The organism is Achromobacter sp. JD417, assembly GCF_041879325.1.
GTDB lineage: Bacteria > Pseudomonadota > Gammaproteobacteria > Burkholderiales > Burkholderiaceae_B > Achromobacter > Achromobacter mucicolens.
Genome location: NZ_CP087159.1, coordinates 1,119,756 through 1,137,841, shown reverse-complemented (window position 1 = coordinate 1,137,841; position 18,086 = coordinate 1,119,756). Strand labels below are relative to the sequence as shown.

At 65.3% G+C, this 18,086-nt stretch carries 20 protein-coding genes; 11 read left to right on the top strand and 9 right to left on the bottom strand.

Annotated features, from left to right (window positions below; genetic code table 11):
* The first annotated feature begins 9 nt into the window (after window positions 1-9).
* The 4 genes from LN047_RS05200 to LN047_RS05185 all read left to right on the top strand — a co-directional run bounded on the left by LN047_RS05200 (window position 10) and on the right by LN047_RS05185 (window position 3,286).
* Window positions 10-591: an NUDIX hydrolase gene (locus tag LN047_RS05200; RefSeq protein WP_056321247.1), complete on the top strand. Its 582-nt coding sequence runs from the start codon at window positions 10-12 to the stop codon at window positions 589-591.
* The gene (gene aat / locus LN047_RS05195; RefSeq protein ID WP_373981255.1) at window positions 588-1,358 is read left to right on the top strand and encodes a leucyl/phenylalanyl-tRNA--protein transferase; all 771 of its coding nucleotides are present in this window, start codon (window positions 588-590) and stop codon (window positions 1,356-1,358) included. Before LN047_RS05200 ends, aat begins: the two co-directional genes overlap by 4 nt.
* Window positions 1,359-1,440: 82 nt before the next feature.
* On the top strand, window positions 1,441-2,178 hold the full coding sequence (locus LN047_RS05190) for an arginyltransferase (protein WP_373981254.1): 738 nt from the start codon (window positions 1,441-1,443) through the stop codon (window positions 2,176-2,178).
* A gap of 64 nt (window positions 2,179-2,242) precedes the next feature.
* Window positions 2,243-3,286, top strand: coding sequence for a quinone-dependent dihydroorotate dehydrogenase (locus tag LN047_RS05185; protein ID WP_056321238.1), 1,044 nt, complete (start codon window positions 2,243-2,245; stop codon window positions 3,284-3,286).
* Between the two features lie 143 nt (window positions 3,287-3,429).
* On the opposite strand, the gene phaP is transcribed toward LN047_RS05185, so the two are convergent.
* The gene (gene phaP, locus LN047_RS05180) at window positions 3,430-4,008 is read right to left on the bottom strand and encodes a TIGR01841 family phasin (protein ID WP_062840367.1); all 579 of its coding nucleotides are present in this window, start codon (window positions 4,006-4,008) and stop codon (window positions 3,430-3,432) included.
* Between the two features lie 381 nt (window positions 4,009-4,389).
* On the opposite strand from phaP, the gene LN047_RS05175 reads away from it, so the two are divergent.
* Entirely contained in the window at window positions 4,390-5,367 is a 978-nt protein-coding gene (locus LN047_RS05175; RefSeq protein WP_062840366.1) for a tripartite tricarboxylate transporter substrate binding protein BugD, read from the top strand.
* A gap of 105 nt (window positions 5,368-5,472) precedes the next feature.
* Here the strand turns inward: LN047_RS05175 and LN047_RS05170 are convergent, their stop codons facing one another.
* The 3 genes from LN047_RS05170 to LN047_RS05160 all read right to left on the bottom strand — a co-directional run bounded on the left by LN047_RS05170 (window position 5,473) and on the right by LN047_RS05160 (window position 8,142).
* Complete coding sequence (locus tag LN047_RS05170) at window positions 5,473-6,336, bottom strand: IclR family transcriptional regulator (protein WP_056321230.1); 864 nt, start codon at window positions 6,334-6,336, stop codon at window positions 5,473-5,475.
* A gap of 149 nt (window positions 6,337-6,485) precedes the next feature.
* Window positions 6,486-7,301, bottom strand: a complete 816-nt coding sequence (locus LN047_RS05165; RefSeq protein WP_142050690.1) for a molybdopterin-binding protein — start codon at window positions 7,299-7,301, stop codon at window positions 6,486-6,488.
* Between the two features lie 31 nt (window positions 7,302-7,332).
* The gene (locus LN047_RS05160) at window positions 7,333-8,142 is read right to left on the bottom strand and encodes an EI24 domain-containing protein (protein ID WP_056321226.1); all 810 of its coding nucleotides are present in this window, start codon (window positions 8,140-8,142) and stop codon (window positions 7,333-7,335) included.
* 63 nt (window positions 8,143-8,205) lie between these two features.
* Between LN047_RS05160 and LN047_RS05155 the strand changes: the two genes are divergently transcribed.
* Entirely contained in the window at window positions 8,206-8,589 is a 384-nt protein-coding gene (locus tag LN047_RS05155; protein WP_062840363.1) for a thioredoxin family protein, read from the top strand.
* A gap of 78 nt (window positions 8,590-8,667) precedes the next feature.
* Here the strand turns inward: LN047_RS05155 and LN047_RS05150 are convergent, their stop codons facing one another.
* The 3 genes from LN047_RS05150 to LN047_RS05140 form a co-directional block, all read right to left on the bottom strand.
* Entirely contained in the window at window positions 8,668-10,140 is a 1,473-nt protein-coding gene (locus LN047_RS05150) for a DEAD/DEAH box helicase (protein ID WP_152383560.1), read from the bottom strand.
* Window positions 10,141-10,423: 283 nt separating this feature from the next.
* Window positions 10,424-10,759: an AzlD domain-containing protein gene (locus LN047_RS05145; RefSeq protein ID WP_056321218.1), complete on the bottom strand. Its 336-nt coding sequence runs from the start codon at window positions 10,757-10,759 to the stop codon at window positions 10,424-10,426.
* Window positions 10,756-11,505, bottom strand: a complete 750-nt coding sequence (locus tag LN047_RS05140) for an AzlC family ABC transporter permease (RefSeq protein WP_062840361.1) — start codon at window positions 11,503-11,505, stop codon at window positions 10,756-10,758. The genes LN047_RS05145 and LN047_RS05140 overlap by 4 nt, the downstream gene beginning before the upstream one ends.
* Before the next feature lie 231 nt (window positions 11,506-11,736).
* On the opposite strand from LN047_RS05140, the gene LN047_RS05135 reads away from it, so the two are divergent.
* The 4 genes from LN047_RS05135 to LN047_RS05120 all read left to right on the top strand — a co-directional run bounded on the left by LN047_RS05135 (window position 11,737) and on the right by LN047_RS05120 (window position 14,545).
* On the top strand, window positions 11,737-12,657 hold the full coding sequence (locus tag LN047_RS05135; RefSeq protein ID WP_062840360.1) for a branched-chain amino acid transaminase: 921 nt from the start codon (window positions 11,737-11,739) through the stop codon (window positions 12,655-12,657).
* 89 nt (window positions 12,658-12,746) lie between these two features.
* Window positions 12,747-12,965, top strand: a complete 219-nt coding sequence (locus LN047_RS05130; protein WP_056321210.1) for a zinc-finger domain-containing protein — start codon at window positions 12,747-12,749, stop codon at window positions 12,963-12,965.
* 39 nt (window positions 12,966-13,004) lie between these two features.
* Window positions 13,005-13,427: a nuclear transport factor 2 family protein gene (locus LN047_RS05125; protein WP_056321209.1), complete on the top strand. Its 423-nt coding sequence runs from the start codon at window positions 13,005-13,007 to the stop codon at window positions 13,425-13,427.
* A 17-nt stretch (window positions 13,428-13,444) separates the two neighbouring features.
* The gene (locus LN047_RS05120; protein WP_142050696.1) at window positions 13,445-14,545 is read left to right on the top strand and encodes a YheT family hydrolase; all 1,101 of its coding nucleotides are present in this window, start codon (window positions 13,445-13,447) and stop codon (window positions 14,543-14,545) included.
* 168 nt (window positions 14,546-14,713) lie between these two features.
* Here LN047_RS05120 and LN047_RS05115 read toward each other — a convergent pair whose 3' ends face one another.
* Window positions 14,714-16,237, bottom strand: a complete 1,524-nt coding sequence (locus tag LN047_RS05115) for a M48 family metalloprotease (RefSeq protein WP_373981253.1) — start codon at window positions 16,235-16,237, stop codon at window positions 14,714-14,716.
* A 56-nt stretch (window positions 16,238-16,293) separates the two neighbouring features.
* On the opposite strand from LN047_RS05115, the gene galU reads away from it, so the two are divergent.
* Window positions 16,294-17,145 carry a UTP--glucose-1-phosphate uridylyltransferase GalU gene (galU, locus tag LN047_RS05110; protein ID WP_056322690.1) on the top strand — a complete coding sequence of 284 codons (852 nt, stop codon included), beginning with the start codon at window positions 16,294-16,296 and terminating at the stop codon, window positions 17,143-17,145.
* 52 nt (window positions 17,146-17,197) lie between these two features.
* Here galU and LN047_RS05105 read toward each other — a convergent pair whose 3' ends face one another.
* Window positions 17,198-18,070, bottom strand: coding sequence for a cytochrome c oxidase assembly protein (locus LN047_RS05105; protein WP_142050699.1), 873 nt, complete (start codon window positions 18,068-18,070; stop codon window positions 17,198-17,200).
* Between the last annotated feature and the right edge of the window lie 16 nt (window positions 18,071-18,086).

The following is an 18,086-nucleotide window of genomic DNA, read 5'->3' as shown; positions in this document are numbered from 1 at the left end:
ATCGTACCCATGACCGCCAAATCGCCCCTCGTATACTTTCCCGCCCCGCGCCGTTCCCTCTTTTGCAGCCAGTGCGGCACGCCGGTAAACCGCCGCGTGCCGGAAGGCGACAACCGCGAGCGCGACATCTGCGATCACTGCGGGGCGATCCATTACCAGAATCCTCGGCTGGTGGTCGGCACCGTGCCCGTCTGGGAAAACCGCGTGCTGCTCTGCCTGCGTGCGATCGAGCCGCGCTACAACACGTGGACGCTGCCCGCCGGCTTCATGGAGCTGGGCGAGAGCACCGCGCAGGGCGCCGCGCGCGAAACGCTGGAAGAATCCGGCGCCAAGATCCAGCTGGGCGACATCTACACCATCATCGACGTGCCGCAGATCGAGCAGGTGCACGTGTTCTATCTGGCGCAGGCGGTGGGTCCCGAACTGGACCCCGGCCCGGAGAGCCTTGAAGCGCGCTGGTACGACGAAGCCGAGATCCCCTGGGACGACCTGGCGTTTCGCACCGTGGCAAGCACCCTGCGCCTGTTTTTCGAGGACCGCAAACGCGGCACCTTCGGTCCTCATCACTACACCCTCGAATCTCACCGTTGAAACTGCCCTGGCTGGCCGCCGATACCCCGTTTCCCCCTGCGGAATTCGCGCTGACGGATCCGGACGGCCTGCTGGCCGCAGGCGCGGATCTGTCCCCGGAACGGCTTACCCAGGCGTATTCCAACGGCATCTTTCCGTGGTATTCGGAAGGCGAACCCGTCCTGTGGTGGAGCCCGGATCCGCGGATGGTGCTGCGCGTGAAGGATTTCGCGCCGTCGCACTCGCTGCGCAAGCTGCTGCGGCAGATCGCCGCGCGCGAGCAAGACCCGGCGCCGAGGGTGCAGGTGCGGGTCGACACCGTGTTCCCGCAGGTCATGGCGGCCTGCGCCGCGCCGCGAGACGGACAGCCGGGCACGTGGATCACGGCGGCCATGCAAGAGGCCTACCGCCAGTGGCATGAGGCCGGGGTGGTGCACAGTATCGAGACCTGGATCGACGGCGAGTTGGCGGGCGGCCTGTACGGCATCAGCCTGGGCCGCATGTTCTTTGGCGAATCCATGTTCACCCGTGTCCCGAACGCCTCCAAGATCGCGTTGGCGCATCTGGTTCGCTACCTGGAGGCGCAGGGCGTCGAGTGGATCGACTGCCAGCAGCAGACGCGCCATCTGGCCAGCATGGGCGCACGCCCCCTGCCACGCGAACGCTTTCTGAGGCATGTCCGCCAGGCCACGATGCAACCCGGCATCGCATGGTTCCGCGGCAGGTTGGATACGCAGGGAACGCTGCATCCGGACACACCCGAGGGGACGGATTGCCGGCCGAGTTAAGCGTTAATATGGAGCGATTCCTGTCCCGGGCCCGCCGCCGTCAACGGATATTCCATGCGACAGCGCCAATGAGCCAGCTCCCATGAGCCAGCTGAAAGAACTTCCCTTCTCCACACTGCAGTTCTATGCAACCGCTCCCTACCCGTGCAGTTATCTGCCGGGTCGCCAGGCCCGGTCGCAGGTTGCCGCGCCCGGCCATCTGATCAACGCGGGCACGTATTCGCAACTGGTGGAACAGGGCTTTCGCCGCAGCGGACTCTTTACCTATCGTCCCCATTGCGACAACTGCCAGGCCTGTATCCCCGTGCGCGTGGACGCGGCCGCCTTCGCCCCCAATCGCAGCCAGCGCCGCGCGTGGCGCAATCATCAGCATCTGCAGTCGTTCGTGGCCGAACTTGCGTGGTCGCCCGAGCACTACCGGCTCTATACGCGCTACCAGCAGGGCCGGCACCCGGGCGGCGGCATGGACGAAGACAGCCGCACCCAGTACGCGCAGTTCCTGCTGACCAGCCGCGTCAACACCCGGCTGGTCGAGTTCCGCAACGCCGAAGGGGTGCTGGTGATGGTGTCCATCATCGACGTGCTGGACGACGGCCTGTCCTCGGTCTACACGTTTTATGACCCGGACATTGCCGACGGCCTGGGCACCTACAGCATCCTTTGGCAGATCGAACAGTGCCGCGCTTTGAACTTGCCCTGGCTCTATCTGGGGTACTGGATCGCGGACAGCCGGAAAATGTCCTATAAATCGGCCTTCCGTCCGGCGCAGTTCCTGGTCGACGGGCAATGGCGCGACACGCCCGAGCGGCCGCCCGTCTGAACAGACCTTCCGGTTGGGTCCATGAGCGGCGGGAACACATCAAATCGCTCTACAATTCCGCCCCATGTCTATCCTCTTTCACGCCTACCCCCTGGCCCGCCCGGCGCTGTTCGCCATGGACGCGGAAACCGCCCACGAAGTCACCTTGTCGGGCCTGCAGCGCGCCTATGAGTGCGGCGCCACGCGCAAGCTCATGCACGCGCAACCCAAGGCGCCCTGCACGCTGATGGGAATGCAGCTGGCCAACCCGATCGGGCTGGCCGCCGGCCTGGACAAGAACGGCGCCTATATCGACGCGCTGGGCAACCTGGGCTTCGGCTTCATTGAGGTCGGCACGGTCACGCCGCGCGCGCAGCCCGGCAACCCCAAGCCCCGCATGTTCCGCCTGCCGCGCGCCAATGCGCTGATCAACCGGCTGGGCTTCAACAACCAGGGACTGGAAGCGTTCCTGGCCAACGTGCAACGCAGCACGTGGCGCAAACAGGGCGGGATCCTGGGCCTGAACATCGGCAAAAACGCTGATACCCCCATCGAACGCGCAGCGGACGACTACCTGATCGGTCTGGACGGGGTGTACCCGCATGCCGACTACGTCACCGTGAACATCTCGTCGCCCAACACCAAGAATCTGCGCGCCCTGCAAAGCGGCGACGAGCTCTCCGCCCTGCTCGGGCAGTTGGCCGACAAGCGCCGCGCATTGGAGGACCAGCACCAGCGGCGGGTGCCGATGGCCGTGAAGATTGCACCGGACCTGACGCAGGAGCAGATCGACGCCATCGCCGAGATCCTGCCGCGCCACGGCATCGACGGCGTCATCGCCACCAACACCACGCTGTCGCGTGACGCGGTGCAAGGCCAGGCCCACGCGCAAGAAGCAGGCGGCCTGTCCGGCGCGCCCGTGCATGAATTGTCGCTGGCGGTGATCCGCCGCCTGAAGGAGCGGCTGGGCAATAGCCTTGCCATCATCGGCGTGGGCGGCGTGCTGTCTGGCCAGCAAGCCCGCGAAAAGATGGACGCCGGCGCCGATGCGGTGCAGCTCTACACGGGCCTGATCTACCGCGGCCCGGGGCTGGTCGGCGAATGCGTGCGCGCCGTGGCGCGCCGCTGACCGCGGAACCTGCCCCACGAACCTGCCCCACAAAACGCAGGCAAAAAAAGGGGCCACCCTGTGGGTGGCCCTAATTCCAGCTCTGCTCTGTCACTCAACAGTACTACATTACTGCGATTCGCGCAGCACCGTGCGCCAAATACTTAGGCGCTGCGGCGGCTGCGGCTGGCGACCTTGGTGGCGGCATCGGCAGCGTCCGTGGCAGCCTTGAAGGTCGCGTTGGCGGCGGCATTCATGTTCGACTCGGCGACTTCGGCGGCCTGCTTGGCGGCCTTGGTCATCGAATCGTAGGCGCTGGTCGCGGTGGCCAGCGAGGACTTGATCAGGGCGACGGCGCTTTCGGAGCCGGTCGGGGCGTTCTTGGAGAACTGGTCGACGGCTTCGCTCAGCTGCTGCTGGCTTTCGGCGATCTGTTCTTCGGTCAGCTTGACCAGGCTGCCTTGCACGCCGGCAACGATGTCATACACGTGCTTGGTGTAGGCCAGGGCCTTTTCGGCGCCCGGTTGCAGCAGGCCGGTGGCAAACGCGGCGGCTTCCTGGGGATCCTTCACTTCGGAAGCTTGCTGCGACTTCTGGGCGACTTCGTCCAGGGTGGCCTTCACGACCTTCAGGTTCAGTTCGACCAGCTTTTCAAAGCCGGCGAAAACGGCGGACTGGGCAGCCACGATGGTGTTGATGCTGGCCTTCTGGCGGTCCAGGACTTGTTGCGGGATTGCGCTCATAGAATGCTCCTCTCAGGGTAGCCGGAGGCTGTCCGGCAATAAGGATGGTTGTCTGCGACGAAATAAGAAACGTGCGCGGAAACTGGTACTACAAGCTACCGCCGGCCCGTTTGATGCACTGCACAATTGCCATTCTAGACTCGGTAAAAAACTTGTCAAGCGCTTTTTGTGCGGCGCAACAAGTGTTTGCACTTTATCGGTGCGGCACCTTGCCCGGCTTGATTGCGCTCAATGATTTCCCAGAACTCGGGAAATACCGGACATGACGCGGTATCAATTCTTTTCTACACTGCTTTCACGCTGATGACAGACAAATACCAAATACATGTCAGCGGTTGATAACTAAATCGCAGCAAGCAAAACCCTGCAATCGGAGACCTCATGACCCTGATCCCCCGCACGCTTTCGGCCCTGCTCGCGGCCGGTGCCCTGTTCGCGGCCGGCGCCGCGCACGCGGAATACCCGGAACGCCCCATCAACATGGTGGTGCCGTTCGCTGCAGGCGGCCCGACCGACAACGTCGCCCGCTCCCTCGCGGAAGCCATGCGCACCAGCCTGGGCCAGACAGTCGTGGTCGAAAACAAGGGCGGCGCCGGCGGCACCATCGGCACCACCCAGGTCGCCCGCGCGCAGCCGGACGGCTATTCCATCCTGTTGATGCACGCCGGCTTCTCGACCGCGCCTTCGCTCTACAAGAATCCGGGGTACGACCCCTTCACCAGCTTCGAGCCTATCGGCCTGGTGGTCGACGTGCCGATGACGATCGTCGCGCGCTCGGACTTCCCGCCCAACAACATCGCCGAGCTGGCGGACTACGTCAAAAAGAACAAGGACAAGGTGTCGCTGGCCAATGCGGGCATCGGCGCCGCCAGCCACCTGTGCGGCACCATGCTGGTGGAAGCGCTTGGCGTTCAACTGCTGACGATCCCGTACAAGGGCACCGCGCCCGCCATGAACGACCTGCTGGGCAAGCAAGTCGACCTGATGTGCGACCAGACCACCAACACGACGCAACAGATCGAGGGCGGCAAGGTGAAGGCCTACGCCGTGACCAGCCTGAAGCGCGTTCCCACCCTGCCCAAGCTGCCGACCATGGACGAATCCGGCTACAAGGGCTTCGAAGTGGGCATCTGGCATGGCATGTGGGTGCCGAAGGGCACGCCCAAGCCCGTCGTGGACAAGCTGGTCAAGAGCCTGCAGGCAGGCCTGGCCGATCCCAAGTTCCAGGAACGCATGAAGCAGCTCGGCGCCACCGTGCTGACTTCGGAAGCCAACCCCGACGCGCTGACCGCCAAGGTCAAGCAGCAAGTCCCGCAATGGGCCGAGCTGTTCAAGAAGGCCGGCATCGAAAAGCAATAAGCGCAACCCATGGGGCCGTCCACGACCGTGGCGGCCTCGGGCGGCAATGCCTGAAAAACGAAAGCCCCCTCGCGGGGGCTTTTGTATTTGGGGCCAGGCACCGCGCTACGGGCGCATCGCTTCGGCCGCCATGCCCAGGCCGTTGAAGCCGGTGGAAACCGACGGCTCGTAGCCCAAGGCCTCGGAAATGCTGGCAGCCGTATCGACCAGCGCCTTGATCCAGTCGTCCTGCAAGCGTTCGGCCGGCGCGGAAATCGACAGCCCCGCCACCAGTTTGCCGGTGTCATCGAAGATGCCCGCGGCGATGCAGCGCACCCCGAGTTCCAGTTCTTCGTTGTCGCGCGCATAGCCATGGCGGCGCACCAGGGCGAGTTCGCGTTCGAGCTTGTCCAGATCGGTCAGGCTGTTGCGCGTGTGGCCGGCAAGCCCCGTGCGCAGCGCATAGGCCCGCACCTGGCGCGTGTCGCCCGTGGACAGGAACAGCTTGCCGGTGGAGGTCAGGTGCAACGGCGCGCGGCCGCCGATGGCCCGCACCACCTGCATGCCGGAGCGTTCGCTCCAGGCGCGGTCGATATAGACGATCTCGTCGCCCTGCTGGACAGAAAGATTGATGGTCTGCCCCGTCAGCTTGTGAAGCGACCGCATGGCGGGAATGGCGGCCTCGCGCACGTTCAGGCGTCCCTTCACCAGCGAGCCCAGCTCCAGAAGGCGCATGCCGAGCTGATACAGGCCGTTGTCGACCCGCTCGACGTAGCGGCCCACCACGAGGTCATTCAGGATGCGGTGCGCAGTGGATGCGTGCAGGCCGGTGGTTGCCGACAGCTCTTTGAGCGTGACCGGATCAGGCTGCGCGGCCAGGGCGTCGAGCAGCCGCATGGCGCGTTCGATGACCTGAATGGCGATCGGATGAGCGGACGCGCCTTCGGTTTCGGCGTCCAGGGGATTGCGGGGCGTTGGAAGACGGGCCATGGAAGATTTGGGCTGGCGCCGCCGCGCACGGGGGTGCGTTGCGGCACTGCAGCAAGCGGTTCTTTCCCGTATTGTGAAATTTACGAGCCGGTTTTGCAATCAGAATTTGATCGGGCCCTGCAACCGGCGGTGTCCCGCCGGCACCCCGGTCAGGCGGCCGCCGGGGGCGCCAGCTTGCCGCCCAGGCGCAGCACTTCCGCCCGCAAAAACTCCAGCGCCTCGGCCGCTGCCTCGGGATCGCCCTTCACGCCGAGCTCGATGTGGGGCATTCCGCCCGCCTCGCCGACGCTGGGCAGGCTGAACGCGCGCACGCCGGGCCAGCGGGATTCCACGCTGACCATCGACGGCGTGATGCGTGATTCCGGCATGCTGAAAACCAGAAACGAATGTTCGGCGTGAACGCGCACATGCTGCAGCGCACGATAGCGCGTGTCCAGGGTCCATTCCAGCATCGGCCACGCCATGACGGGAAAGCCCGGCACGAAGGTGTGGTCCTTGATGAAGAAGCCGGGGATCCGGTTGTAAGGGTTGGGAACGATCTCGCAGCCCTCGGGGAACATGCCCATCTGCAGGCGCTGCTGATTTTCGGGCGCGCTCATGTCGGCGGTGCCTTGGCCTTTCTCGGCCATTTCCCGGGTGCGCAGCGCGATGGCGGCTTCGGCTTCCGGGTGCAGCGCCAGCGGCAGGCCCAGCGCGGCGGCCGCGGCCTGGCGGGTATGGTCGTCCGGCGTGCCGCCGATGCCGCCACACGAAAACACGACGTCGCCGGTGGCGAAACTGCGCTTGTAGGCGTCCACCAGGCGGTCGCGCTCGTCAGGCAGGAATTCGGCCCAGCTCAGGTGCATGCCGCGCGCGCCCAGCATCTCGACGATCTTGGAAAAATGCTTGTCCTGACGTCGTCCCGACAGGATTTCATCGCCGACGATGATGAGACCGATACGGCGGGCGGTGGATTCTGCAGCCATGTCCAATTCCAAAGGTGAGAAATGACGCCGGTCAGACGTCGATGACGCGGTCCTGCCGCAGGCGCTTCAGAGCTTCCAGGCCGTAATGCGCATAGACCAGGGCGGAAAACACCGGCAGGATAATCCACGCGGGCGGCAGCAGGTTCAAGAGCGAGCAAATCAGGCCGATGCTCCAGAAGCCGCCGTTGTTCCGTTCCAGGATCAGCTTGCGTTCCTCCGGGCTGGCGTGTTCGACGATGGCGTCCACGCGCATCATGCGCGAGAACGCAAAGGCCCACCAGAAGATCGACAGCACCACGGCCATGGGCGGCACCAGCCACAGGGGCAGCGTCAACACCCAGCCGGCGGCAAAGGCGGCGGACACCCACACCGCGTTCCACACGCTGACCGCCGTCGAATACTTGCCGCGGCGGGCGACGGTGGAATATTCACGCTGGCCGACGTGGCGCAACACCAGCGGCATGACGAACACGGCGGCGATGGCCAATCCCAGGATGCCGGACACCGGCAGCAGGATGGCTGCGGCGATGACGGGAATCAGCCAGATCTTGAGCGAGAACAGGCCTACCGCGACCAGCCATTCGTCAACGCGATTGACGACATCCCAGTGCGAGACCTCGGCGCGCAGCCAGTCGGTCAGGGGCGTCCAGAAAAACCAGAGCAGCAGGATCGCGCCAACCAGCGCGATCAGAAAGGGCAGCAACACCGCGAACAGCATGGTCGGGTGGCACTGCGACACCAGCGCGCGCTTGAACGCCTGGCCCACGCTTACCGCGCCCGCGCCGGCGCCGGACAGGCGGCCGTTCCCGGGGGTGGGAGGATCAGTACGCAGAGCGGTCATGGCAGTCGAAGTGAGGGGTGAACAACCCGGGTATCATAGTCAAACCCGCCCCGATCCGCTCACATGTCACTGCTCACCCCCGGTACCGATCTTGCTCCGCTGCGCGCGCGGCTGGACGCCACACCCGGCGCCTGGCTCATCGCCTGCTTCTGCGCCGCCTGGTGCGACACCTGCGAAGAATACAAGCCCAAGCTGCAAGCCTTGGCCGACGCAATGCCGCAGCATGTCTTTGCGTGGATAGACATCGAAGACCACGCCGAACTGCTGGGCGACGTGGACGTCGAGAACTTCCCGACCCTGATGGTGCAGATCGGCGATCGCGTCGTGTTCTACGGCCCCATGCTGCCGCATATCGGCCATCTGGAGCGTCTTCTGGCAAGCCTGAACGCAGAGAGCGCGGCCGTGAACACCGCCCTGCCCGATCTGCCCCGGATGCTGGCCGCCTGACGCGCGTCGCACCCAACAAAAAACCCGCAACGCCGGCTGGCCTTGCGGGTTTTTTCATGGGCCGGAACCCGATTGCGATCAGGGCTTGCGGCTGCCGCCAAGCAGAACGGCCAGTTGGCGCTTGGGCGCGGACGACGGCGTGGCGTTGCCGCGCGATTCCTGTTCTTCGGCCGGCGCGACGGGCGCCGAGGGCTCGTAGGGCTTGAAGAAGAAGTCGTCCACGGGCTGGCGCGAGCCGCCGGAATGGTGGCTGGAACGGCGCTCGGAAGAACGGCCCCGGTCGCCGCGGCTTTCGCGGCCGCCTTCGCGCCCTTCGCGCGAATGCGAGCTGCTGTCGCTGCGGCGATGGCTGCGCGCGATCAGGTCGGCGGGCACGTCGAGCGTGCCGCGCGGCACTTCGCGCTTGATGAGCTTCTCGATGTCGAGCAGGAAGCGCTCTTCGTCGGCGGTAAACAGCGCAATGGCTTCTCCCGATGCGCCCGCGCGGCCGGTACGGCCGATGCGGTGCACGTAGTCTTCGGCGTTGTACGGCAGGTCGTAGTTGATGACGCAGGGCACGCCGGCCACATCCAGGCCGCGCGCGGCCACGTCGGTGGCGACCAACACTTCGAGTTCGCCGGCCTTGAAGGCCTCAAGGGCCTTCATGCGGTCGGCCTGGGTCTTGTCGCCGTGGATCGATTCGGCCTTGACGCCATCACGTTCCAGGTCGCGCGCCAGGCGTGCGGTGCCGATCTTGGTGTTCGAGAAGACGATGACCTGATTGAGGCCGCGCGACTTCACCAGATGCACGACGGCGGCGCGCTTGGCGTCGCTGGTCATCTTGTAGGCGATCTGCGTGATGGTCGTGGCGGTGGCGTTGCGCGCCGCCACTTCGATTTCGACGGGGTGGTTCAGGTACGACCGGCCCAGCTTGCGGATTTCGTTGCTGAACGTGGCCGAGAACAAAAGGCCCTGACGCTGCGCGGGCAGCAGGCGGATGATGCGTTCCAGATCGGGCAGGAAGCCCATGTCGAGCATGCGGTCCGCTTCGTCCAGCACCAGGATGCCGACCTGGCTGAGGTTCACGTTCTTCTGTTCAACGTGATCGAGCAGACGACCCGGCGTGGCGACCAGCACTTCGCAGCCGCGGCGCAGCGCTTCCTTTTGCGGACCGATATCCACGCCGCCGAACACCACTGCCGAGCGCAGCGGCGTCTTCTTGCTGTAGCGCTTGACGCTCTCGAAGACCTGGTCCGCGAGTTCGCGCGTGGGCGCCAGGATCAGCGCGCGCACCGGATGCCGGGCGGGCGAAGCGCTGGTGTTGGCCAGCGGCATGAGGCGATGCAGGATCGGGACCGTGAACGCCGCCGTCTTGCCGGTGCCGGTCTGGGCGGCGCCCATGACGTCGCGGCCCGACACCACCACGGGAATGGCTTGCGCCTGGATGGGCGTCGGGGTGGTGTAGCCGGTTTCGGCGATGGACTGCAACAACAGGGGGTGCAACCCGAAATCGTCGAACGTCGGCGCGGGCGCGTCAGCGGTGGGTGCTACGGTTTGAGTGGATTCAGTCATCAGGGTTAGGCAAGTACCGGGACCAGTGAAAAAGAACAAAACGAGAGTGCTGCATGCACTGCACTACATAAGCATCGGGGCAACCATGCTGGAGTCGATACTTATGTGGGCAGCACCAGGCCCGGATTGCTGTGGATTGATGAATTTTAGCGCAGCCGCCTTACCACACGGTCAAACGGACCATTCAACGGCCGGTTAGCCGCGCGTTCAAAGCGCCCGCCGAGGCGAAAAAGACACTGTGAGCGTCCATCAGGTGGACATATCGGCAGAGAAATCGTGGCCGTCAGCCGGCCAGCCAGCGCAAACCCCAGAGCACCAGCATGCCAACCACGATGACCAATACGGCGCTGCGCGTGCGCAGAAACACCAGAATGGCGACCAGACCGGCGACCAGCTTGTAATCGAACACGGGGCCAAGACCGGCTTTCCAGGGCAGCAGATCCGGGACCACGATGGCGGTGAGCGCGGCGGCGGGCGCATAACGCAAGGCGCGCCGCACATTGTCGGACAACGGAATGTAGTCGCCAAAAAGCATGAAGCCGGCCCGCGTCAGGACGCTGCACAGCGCGAGCAGCAGAATGGCGGAATAGACGTAGAGTTCCCAGGACCAATTCGTCATGGACGCGCCTTGAAGAAGCGTTCGGCCCACATGCCGGCGATGACGCCGGAGATGACCGCCGCGGCCAGTCCCAGACGCAAGGGCATGGCTTGCCCCACCCAGGCGACGACGCCGGCCGCCAGCATGGACACCAGCATGGGCTTGGAGCTGGCCAGCGGCACCGTGATGGCCAGCAGCGCCAGCACGGCGGCGAAATCCAGGGACCAATTGGTCGGCACCTGGGCGCCCAGATAAATCCCGATGATCGACGAGGACTGCCAGACCAGCCAGCCCGGCACGATGGAGCCCAGGAAGAACCAGAGCTGCTCGCGCGTGCCACGCTCGACCGAGTCGCCAAAGCGCGGCATGAAGAGCACGAAGCCCATGTCGGTCGTGAAATAGCCGAGTCCCAGGCGCTTGGGCCAGGACAGATGGCGGAAGTACGGCTGCAACGCCGCGCCGAAGATGATGAAACGCAGGTTGACCACGCAGCCGGCCGCGAAGATCAGCCACAGCGGCGCGCCCGCCGCGATCAGCGGCAACGAAGTGAGCTGGGCCGAGCCGGCGTACAGCAGCAGCGTCATGGCGAGCGCCATGGATTCGGTCAGTCCGGACTTGACCATGGCCACGCCGGTCACCAGGCCCCACGTCGCGGTGGCGATGAGGGCGGGCACGATGGCATGGACGCCGGCGCGAAAGGCGGTCAGGCGTTCCTGGCGAACCAGGCCTGGGTCTTCGGATTCAGGAAGCGCGGATTCAGAGGACAACGGCTGGCCCCTGGCGATGCAGACAGGACGACATGGAAACTCTATGGAATGAACACGCGACGGCCCGTTCGCCCGCCGGCATCATGCTGCAAGGCCGTTGGCCCCAGACCGGTGCGCGAATAGGCGCGTATTGTAACCTCGCTGCTTGATACAATAGCGCCCTCACGATTCTTGACCCCTTGGGGCCTGGCGCGCGGCGGCAGGTCTGGCGCGCACTGTGTGGAGAAGACCATGTCGATGGCTGACCGCGACGGTTTCATCTGGTATGACGGCAAGCTCGTTCCATGGCGAGACGCGACCACGCATGTCCTGACGCATTCGCTGCACTACGGGCTGTCCGTGTTCGAAGGCGTGCGCGCCTATCGCTCCACGCTCGGCACCGCCATCTTCCGCCTCGAAGACCACACCAACCGGCTCTTCAATTCGGCGCACATCTACCAGATCCCCATGCCGTTCGATCGCGACACGATCAACGAAGCCCAACGGATGGTCGTCCGCGAAAACCAGCTGGAATCCGGCTACCTGCGGCCCCTCGTGTTCTACGGTCCCGAAAAAATGGGCGTGTCGCCCAAGGGCGCGCGGGTGCACGTGGCCATCGCGGCCTGGCCGTGGGGCGCGTACCTGGGCGAAGAGGCGCTCTCCAACGGCATCCGCGTGAAGGTGTCGTCGTTCGCGCGCCAGCATGTGAATGTCACCATGCCGCGCGCCAAGGTCGCCACCACGTACGCCAATTCCATCCTCGCCAACACCGAAGCCCTGCAGGACGGCTACGACGAGGCCCTGCTGCTGGACACCGACGGCTTTGTCGCCGAAGGCTCCGGCGAGAACCTGTTCATCGTCAAGGACGGGGTGCTCTGCGAGCCCGAGATCGCCTCGGCGCTGACGGGCATCACCCGCTCCACCATTCACGCCCTGGCGGCCGACCTGGGCCTGCGCGTGTTGACCAAGCGCCTGACGCGCGACGACGTCTACATCGCGGACGAGGCCTTCTTCACCGGCACGGCCGCCGAAGTCACGCCCATCCGCGAAGTCGACAACCGTCGGATCGGCTCGGGCCGGCGCGGTCCAATCACCGAACAATTGCAGAACGCGTTTTTTGACGTGGTGAATGGCCGCAACCCGAAGTACCATCACTGGCTAAGTAAAGTCTGATTTTCAATTCTGATTGGCGCGCTTTTGCCCAGCAAGACCGCATCATTGTTTCAACCTGCCGTTCATCGGTTCTTTTTTCAGGAATATTCATGACCGCTGCTGCCCCGGCCGCCGTCTCCCGCGCTCACGAAGTCATCGAGGTCGGCGCTGAAGACCTGCCCGTGTTCTGTCCCGGCCCCAAGGCCCCGCTCTGGAGCATGCACCCCCGCGTCTTCCTGGATGTGGCCCGCACGGGTTCCGCAAGCTGCGCCTACTGTGGCGCCGAGTACCGCCTGAAGGCGGGCACGGTGCTGCACGGCCACCACTGACCTCGCCGCCCCACAACACGCTTAACCGTTTCAGCAGCCATGTTCGCCACGCCCGAAGAAGCAGAACACGCGTTCTACGAAGCCCTTGAGCAGGCGGACGCCGTCCGCCTGATGCAGGTCTGGGCCGACGACGAGGAAGTCGTATGCATCCATCCGGGAGGCCTGCGCGTCGTCGGTCATTCCGCGGTGCACGAGTCCTGGCAACAGGTGCTGTCCAACGGTCCGCTGCATGTGCGTCCGCTGCGCCCGCTCGTCATGCTCAGCATGATGTGCGCGGTGCACGTCCTGGTCGAACAGGTGGCGGTGCGCACGCGTGAGGGCACGCAGTTCGCCAACTGCTACGCCACCAACATCTACCACAAGGGCCCCACCGGCTGGCGCATGGTCATGCACCATGCCTCGCAGGCGCCCTCGGAAGCCGGGGTGCTCGACCTGCACGACGTGCCCGACATGCTTCATTGACCCGGGTGGATTCCCAGTTGGCCCCTGCTCGTCTTGATACAACGCCCTGCCCCGTCCCGCCCTGGCTTCCCGGGGGCGACAGCCAGACGGTCTACGCCGCCCTGTTCGCGCAGTATCACCGCATCGCGTTCGTGCGCGACCGCGTCGACACGCCGGACACGGACTTCGTCGATTTCGACTGGACCGGCCCTGGGCTGTTTCCGCACAAGGCCGCCGACGGCGCGCCGGTAAGCGGGCAACGCCCGGTCGGCAACGGCAAGACCGCCGCGGCACGCTGGATGACGGACGCCGACTGGAAGTCGCTGCCGCAAACCCCCGACACCCCTGCCCTGATCCTGTTCCACGGCCTGGAAGGCGGCAGCAACAGCCGCTATGCGCAGTCCATCGCGCATTACTTCCGGGCACGCGGCTGGATCGTGGTGATCGCGCACTTTCGGGGTTGCTCGGGTGTGCCCAACCGGCTGGCCCGCGCGTATTACTCCGGCGACTCGGCCGAAGTCGGCTTCCTGCTGAACACCGTGCGCCAGCGCATTCCGCACGCGCGCTGGCACGCCGTCGGCGTGTCATTGGGTGGCAATGCGCTCCTGAAGTATCTGGGAGAACACCAGGAAGACACCACCTGGCTGACCGCCTGCGCCGGCGTGTCGGCGCCGCTGGATCTGGTCGCCTGCGGCAAGACGCTGTCGACCGGCATCTTCAACCGGCGCGTCTACACGGCGCACTTCCTGAAGACGCTCAAGCACAAGGTGCTGGAAAAAGCGCATCGTTTTCCCGGTTCCATCGATGTCATGCGGATCGCGCACGCGCACGACCTGCGCGAATTCGACGACACCTACACCGCGCCGATGCACGGCTTTCGCAATGCGCTGGATTACTGGACGCGCGCGTCCAGCAAGCCGTGGCTGCCGAAGATCGCCGTGCCGACGCTGGTGCTCAATGCGCGCAACGACCCGTTCATCCCGGCCGCCTCGCTGCCCAAGCCGGAAGACTGCGCGCCGGGCATCCTGCTGCATCAACCTTCCGATGGCGGGCACGCGGGCTTTCCCACGGGCAGCTTTCCGGGGCACCTGAACTGGCTGCCCCAGCGCCTGGGACGGTTCTTCGAAACCGGGCTGTAAAAGCTGCGGCCAGCTCAGTAGGTGTCTGACACCCGCGAAAGTCAACCGCGGGCTTGCGACGCTGCTGCAAGGGTGTCAGACACCTTGTCAAACTGCGGAAGGTGTCTGACACCCGCGAGCGTCAACCGCGGCTTGCGACGCTGCCTCAGGGGTGTCAGACACCTTGTATCAACCTGACTTGAAGCGCTCGAGCAGCCGGCGCTCTTCGGCCAGCTTGTCCTTGACTTCCTTGATCTGCACGTCGATCTGCGACTGCTCGTAGAAGTCGTTGGACAGGCCGCGCGCCTGTTGCAGCTGCGACTCCGCAGCGGCGTACGCACCCGTCATGACGTAGTAGCGGGCCAGGTCGCGGCGCGCCTGCACCGGCTTGCCGTTGCGCTCTTCGCTTTGCGCCAGCATCTGATAAAGGCTCGGTTCGTCGCTGCCCCACTGCTTGATCTTCTCGCGCAGGTAATCCTGCGCTTCGGCATGCCGGCCGTTCGCCTGCAGAGCCTGGGCGTAGGCAATGCCCAGCGCGCGATGATCGGGATAGCGCTTGGTGCCCGCCTGGGCAAGCGACATCGCCTGCGGATAATCCTTGCGCGCCAGCGCGATATCCACAGCAAGCTTTGCCAGCTGCGGCGAACTGCGGCCATTGGCGGAAGCCAGGTTCCAGTAGCGCTCCGCTTCCGACAGGTTGTTGCGCTGGAAGTTCTGCAGGGCCAGCCCGTAATACGCGGCGGACTGCCGCACGCCCGAAAGGGCCTGGGCCTCGTCCTGCAACTGCTGGCCGGCCGTGCGCAGGCCGACCGTGTCGCGGCCCTGCACCACGCGCATCTTGGCGCGGATGTACCAGAAGTCGTCGCTGTCCAGATGCCGCGAGGCCGGCAGCGCGCGGGCGCGGTTCTGCACGTCCGACATACGCTCGATCGACAACGGGTGGGTGCTGGCCCACGAGCCGCCGCCCGCGCCTTCGTTCAGGCGCGATGCGTTCATCAGCCGTGCGAACATCTGAGACATGCCGTCGGCGTCGTAGCCAGCCTTCGTCAGCATCTGCAAGCCAGCGCGGTCGGCCTCGCGTTCCGCGTCGCGCGAGAAACCCAGTTGGCGGTTGATGGCCGCCGCCTGCCCGAAGGCGGCCACGCCCATCGACAGGTTGCCGCCGCCGCCCGCCAACGCCGCCAGCAGCGCGCCCGCCAGGCTGGCCAGCATCAGCATGCCGTTCTGGTTCTGTTGGGTCATGCCGCGCGCAATGTGGCGCTGCACGACGTGTCCGATTTCGTGGGCCACCACGGCGGCCAGTTCGGATTCGCTGGCCGACGACACGATCAGGCCCGTATTGATCCCGATGAAGCCGCCCGGCATCGCGAACGCGTTGATCTCGGGATCCCGCACGCCGAACATCTCGACCTCGGGCACGCCGCCCGGCGCAAACGCCGCAAGCTTGCGCCCCATCGTCGTGAGGTACTGGCTGAGTTCGGAATCGTCGATATAGGAAGGGTCGCGGCGGCCCTGCGCCATGATCGCTTCGCCCAGCGTGCGCTCCAGCATGGGCGACAGGTCTGACGACGAGGCGGCGCCCATGGAAGGCAGCCCGACCGGCTGCGCCCATGCCGTGACGGGGGCAACGGGCATGGCGAGCGCCGCGCAAAGGCTCGCGATCGCGCCCCGTTTCGCAATCGAGCAAATGGATGGCATTTTCCTGCGGTTCATAAGCCTATGATAGCGATGAGCTTAAAATGTTTCATCGAATCCTCAACGAGGTCTCAATGCGTCCCGTCCGTAAAGCCGTTTTCCCTGTCGCCGGCATGGGCACCCGCTTCCTGCCCGCCACCAAGGCGATGCCCAAGGAAATGCTGCCCGTGGTCGACAAGCCCCTCATTCAGTACGCGGTGGAAGAAGCCGTCGCTGCGGGGATTACCGATCTCATATTCGTGACTGGCCGAAACAAGCGCGCCATCGAAGATCATTTCGACTCCGCGCCCGAGCTGGAATCCGACCTGGAAAGCAAGGGCAAGCATGAACTGCTGGCGATGGTGCGGGGCATTCTACCCGCGCACGTCAATTGCCTCTATATTCGCCAATCGGCCCCGCTGGGCCTGGGCCATGCCGTGCTGTCGGCCGCCCCCGCCGTGGGCGACGAGCCCTTTGCGGTGCTGCTGGCCGACGACCTGATCGACGCCGATACGCCCGCGATGAAGCAGCTGGTGGACGTCGCCGTGGCGCGCAACGCCAGCGTGCTGGGTGTGCAGGACGTGCCGCGCGCCGACACCCGCAAGTACGGCATCGTGGCCACGCACACGGGCGACACGCAAGCGGATGGCCGCACGGAACGCGTCACGCACATCGTTGAAAAGCCGGATCCCGAAGCCGCGCCGTCGACGCTGGCCGTGGTGGGCCGCTACGTGCTGGAAGCCGCGATCTTCGACCATCTGCGCTCGACCAAGATGGGCGCGGGCAATGAAATCCAGTTGACCGACGGCATCGCCTCGCTGATGCGCGAGCGCGAGGTCTATGCGCACCGCTTCGATGGCGTGCGCTACGACTGCGGCAACAAGGCAGGGATGTTCCAGGCCACCGTGGCGCTGGGCAAGAAGTATCACGGCCTGCTGCCGGAATGACCGGCGCGGCCTGGCGGGAATGGGCACATCAGTGCCGCGTTCACCGCCGGGTTCAGGAAGACAGCGCCGCGCCCGACTTGGCGCGCGCGCGCGCATCGCGGTCCGCCTTGCGCAGCCGCCCCTTGGCCGACAGGCGCATCAGCGTGCCCAACGCCACCATCAGCCCGATCACCTCAACGAGCGCGGCGGGAATCCACATCGTCAGTCCGCCAATGGTCTGATCCGTCTGCGCCGACATGGCAATCGCACGCCCGCATAGCTCAAAGAGCGGATAGATGTCGCTCTCCGTGAAGGCGATGACGGCGCCCGCCACCATTTGCGGCAGCATGGTCGCCACCGGCGAAATGACGCGTCCGCCGGGCGACATGGCCGCGGGGGGCGCGGGACGGCGGTCCAGGATCAGGTTCCAGTACATGAACCCGCTGATCACGACCGACCAGTTCATGAGGCGGTAAAGACGCCAGTCGAGCATCGAGTAGAACTGCACCGACGGAATCAGCCAGATCAGCACCAGGAACACGAAAAGCGCCGGCACGAAGATCTTGTGGGTCAGCACCGCCACCGTGGCCCGGCCCGTGCCGGTGCGCAGGAAATCGCGCAGCCGCAACCGCCATCGCATCGGCAATCCCGCCCGCATCACCTGCCCCGGGAAGGCCGCCATGACGAGCAGCGGCCCAAGATGGTGCAGCACCAGATGCTGGATGCGATGGATGAAGAACATGCGCTCGGCGTAATAGTCGAGCCGGGTGTGCAGGGACAGGTATAGGAGGACCATCCCCGTCCAGAAAAGGATCTGACGCGCGCGCGTGACGTGATGAACCCGTTGGCCGCGTACGAACAGCACGATGGCCACCAGGAAGGAAGCCACCAGCGTGGGAGAGAACTCCCAGGGTACGAGCCATTCGAGACTATCCATGCGTGCCATCCGAGAAACGACGCGA